Raw genomic sequence first — 3147 nt, forward strand, 5'->3', positions numbered from 1 at the left:
TTTCGACCCTGGCCCAACTTTGCAACAGCACCTTGCCTCGTGGGCGGCTTTTATAAAGGCAGGGGTGGAATCATGCTTCTAGGTCTCGTCAGGTGTGGCTGCTAGCGTTAGTGCTGGTTCACAATCATGCCCCGCCACCTGTGGTGGGGTGTGGGCGTGACTTCCTCGTCGGTGCGCGGTAAGGCCCGCGCGTGACGTGGGCTGTCCCGCGCGCCGTTTTTCAGGCGAGCGGACAACCCTACGACGTAAAAGGGAGGTAGACAATGGGTAAGCACTCATTGGATACACCCGGTCGCAAAAGAAAAGACCTTGATGCCACCAAGCTTGACTGGCTCGATGTGGCTACCAAGGTCATAGTTCTTGTGACCGTAATCGTGAAGCTCGTTACCGCGATGCTTCACGTGGGTCTTTAGGCCCGAGGGTCTCAACGAGCTGGCACTCGTTGGGGCCCTTTTTATTGTGCAGCCGCAATTCAGGGATGAACTGTGCTGTCACTTTTAGGCTAATGGGCGCGCGAAGGTTTCGCAATACTCCCACACTGAGCCCGTAGCCCTCCTTTTCTCTACTGCGGGCGGGAATCTGCGTATTCGTGCGCCCGCGAGTCCTGCCATATGGCGGAACATATGTTTAGGCATATGTTATAGCGTATGTTCCGCCATATGCTAAAGCATATGTTCTGTGTTATGCAGGTTTACCTGCTAGTTCTTGCGTTTAGGCGGAGTCCGAAAATGGTAATCCACAAGGCTAGTAGGCCGAAGGAGATGAGCAGTGCGGCCAGTTCTCGCGAGAGACCGGCCTGGGTGAAAAGGAAGGAGGGGACAAGGATCATTGCTGCGCTTATGCTGCCTCCAAGCGCGGCGTAATACATACGGTCTTCTGGCCGTTCGCGGCGGATGGTCTGGATGATTAAGACGAAAAGTACTGCGAGTGCGGCGAGGGTGATGGTCGTGTACATTCCTTCTCCTTTCGGGACTGGTGCCCATTTTATCGGTGAGGGTGTGCACGGTCTGTGTGCTGCGTTTTCCAAGAGTCAGGGTGTGTTAGTGTTATCCCCCGTAAGATCCTGATGAGCAGTTGAACAAACTGCACCACCGGAAGTAACAAACTCGAAAGGGTATGTTACCTCCGGTTTCTTTCATTTTTCAATCTTTGAGGTGCGAAGATTGCACGCGTGGGGATTGAGGGTGTGAATCCCACTGTCGTGGGTTTGATGAGGTAGTCGATGTTGCGGAAGCTTTGGCATCGGCGTGCGTTGTGCTCCGTACGTTGTTTCAAAAACGGGTTTCATCAAACGGAACAAAACCTGGGACACTTCATATCCCACCCCAGGCCTAATGACTTGGGTGCAGCGGCAACGCTCATCCGATTTAGGCAGAGTCGTTGCAGGATCCAGTGGGTCACCTGGTCCGTGGTCTTTGAATTGTCGGGCGCGCAGGCAAGGCCAGCACGGAAGATCTTCTGCAAGCAACGCTTGTTGGTGCACCGGTAGCGTGGAAGGCGCACATGAAGTTGTTGGGTGGCCGACGATGGGCAGATCGACCAGGCTGCGGATGACGTGGTCGCGGAATACTCCAGGCTGCCCGCAGGTAGGGCATTCATTGATCGGCTCGACGGGTTCGGCTTCAATAACAGTGACGTCACCGTTTTCTGTGGCACCGGTGATAGTAGTTCCTAGTTTTGCGGTGCGGCAGATGGTATCGACGATGACATTTCCGTTAGGCTGCACAGTAGGTCCTTAGTTTTGTACGGATGGATTAGATACCTTTTTCCTACAAAGCCAAGGACCCCAATACCTTGTGCCACGCCCGAACCCCCGGCGAACTAATCAATGCACTCTAAAACCGGAAGAGCCCTTTTAGTACTACTGGTGGATTTCGGTTTTGGTGGGGATTAACGCCGCCGGCTTCGGTTTTTCCGTTGAGGAGGTCGTTGACTACTTCCCGATGGTGAAATGGGTCGATGGTGAGGTAGAGAGGAACCAGTCACCTGGAAGAGATCGATCCAGTCGTTGGTGTGCAATCTGGGAGGTAGGGTCGCGGGGTCGATTCCTCGCGAGCGCAACCATGATTGTGTTTCTGAACGTGATGAAAACAACCCTGCCCTTCGGAGAATTTCCCCTATCCCGCGTCCCCGGGCAGTGAAAACGGTGTGCACCATCGCCTGAAAGGCTTTGCGCTGCTCTATCGGAATCTTCGGGTCACCCACCCGGCGGATCACTAAGATCCCCCCGTCAACGTTTGGCTGTGGCCGGAAAGCAGACCTTGGTACCCGAGAACCCAGGTGAAATGTGAACCATGGGGACCACTGAGCCGTCATCATCGTGCTTGCGCCTACCCCGGCCCGGCGGCGAGCGACTTCCCACTGCATGAGGAGTACAGCGTCAGTCCATGCTGGCGCATGCAGCAACTTTCGAAGAATGGCAGTGGTGAGGTGAAAGGGAATGTTTCCCACAATGACGCAGGGAGTGGCGGGTAACCGGAAGTTAAGGAAATCATCATGGACCACTTCGACCGCCGCCGAGGAGGTTTCTTGTGTGATTTTGGCAGCTAGTTTTGCGTCCACTTCAACTGCCGTTATCGCCCTCCCCAAGTGGGCCATCGGGTGAGTGAGGGCACCGCTTCCTGGTCCGATCTCAATGATGGGGCCGGAGGTTTGTTTCACAAGGTCGATGATGGAGTTGATGATCTTGTGGTTGGTGAGAAAATTTTGGCCATGCTCGTGACGGCCGTGTCCGTATGCAGACATCAGGTGTGCTCCTTGGATTTGAAAGGGAGCCGGGCATGACAAATAGCCGCCCGGCTAAAGGACCGGAGCGGTTTTTAACCTACGGGGTAGGAAACCGCCTTAGCGGTTGGTGCGCAACCGCAAGAAAGCGGTACCTGAAATCAACATGGGTCTAATTATATCCATTTTGGGGTTGCCCGCAAATCGTGGACACGTAGTGGAGCTACCTAGTGGTTAGGCAGCTATTTCTTTTCTGCTGTTGATTGCGCCGGCGTGGTTCTCGAAGTCGACGGGGCTGACCATTCCGAGTGCAGAGTGCCGGCGCCGACGGTTGTAGACGACTTCAATCCAGTAGGCAACAGCCTTGCGTGCAGCATCACGGCTCGCCCAGCGCTTACGGTCGTAGAATTCAGTCTTTAGCGT

Annotated in this window: 4 protein-coding genes and 1 pseudogene; all 5 read right to left on the reverse strand. The window is 54.8% G+C overall.

The annotated features are described in order from the left end of the window. Positions 1 to 691: 691 nt before the first annotated feature. On the reverse strand, positions 692 to 955 hold the full coding sequence (locus tag HMPREF2792_RS05870; protein ID WP_011117479.1) for a hypothetical protein: 264 nt from the start codon (positions 953 to 955) through the stop codon (positions 692 to 694). A 353-nt stretch (positions 956 to 1308) separates the two neighbouring features. Next, a pseudogene (locus HMPREF2792_RS13155) lies at positions 1309 to 1726 on the reverse strand (transposase family protein); the annotation flags it as partial. Positions 1727 to 1890: 164 nt separating this feature from the next. Further along, a complete protein-coding gene (locus HMPREF2792_RS05875) occupies positions 1891 to 2745 on the reverse strand; it encodes a 23S rRNA (adenine(2058)-N(6))-methyltransferase Erm(X) (RefSeq protein ID WP_011117480.1) in 855 nt (284 codons plus the stop codon). 99 nt (positions 2746 to 2844) lie between these two features. After that, positions 2845 to 2910: an erythromycin resistance leader peptide gene (locus HMPREF2792_RS13425; RefSeq protein WP_071569110.1), complete on the reverse strand. Its 66-nt coding sequence runs from the start codon at positions 2908 to 2910 to the stop codon at positions 2845 to 2847. Between the two features lie 48 nt (positions 2911 to 2958). Further along, positions 2959 to 3147: integrase core domain-containing protein (locus tag HMPREF2792_RS12620; RefSeq protein WP_083306397.1), on the reverse strand; the 189-nt coding region annotated here is incomplete at its 5' end.

The organism is Corynebacterium sp. HMSC068H04 (assembly GCF_001811255.1).
In the GTDB taxonomy this organism is placed as follows: domain Bacteria; phylum Actinomycetota; class Actinomycetes; order Mycobacteriales; family Mycobacteriaceae; genus Corynebacterium; species Corynebacterium hesseae.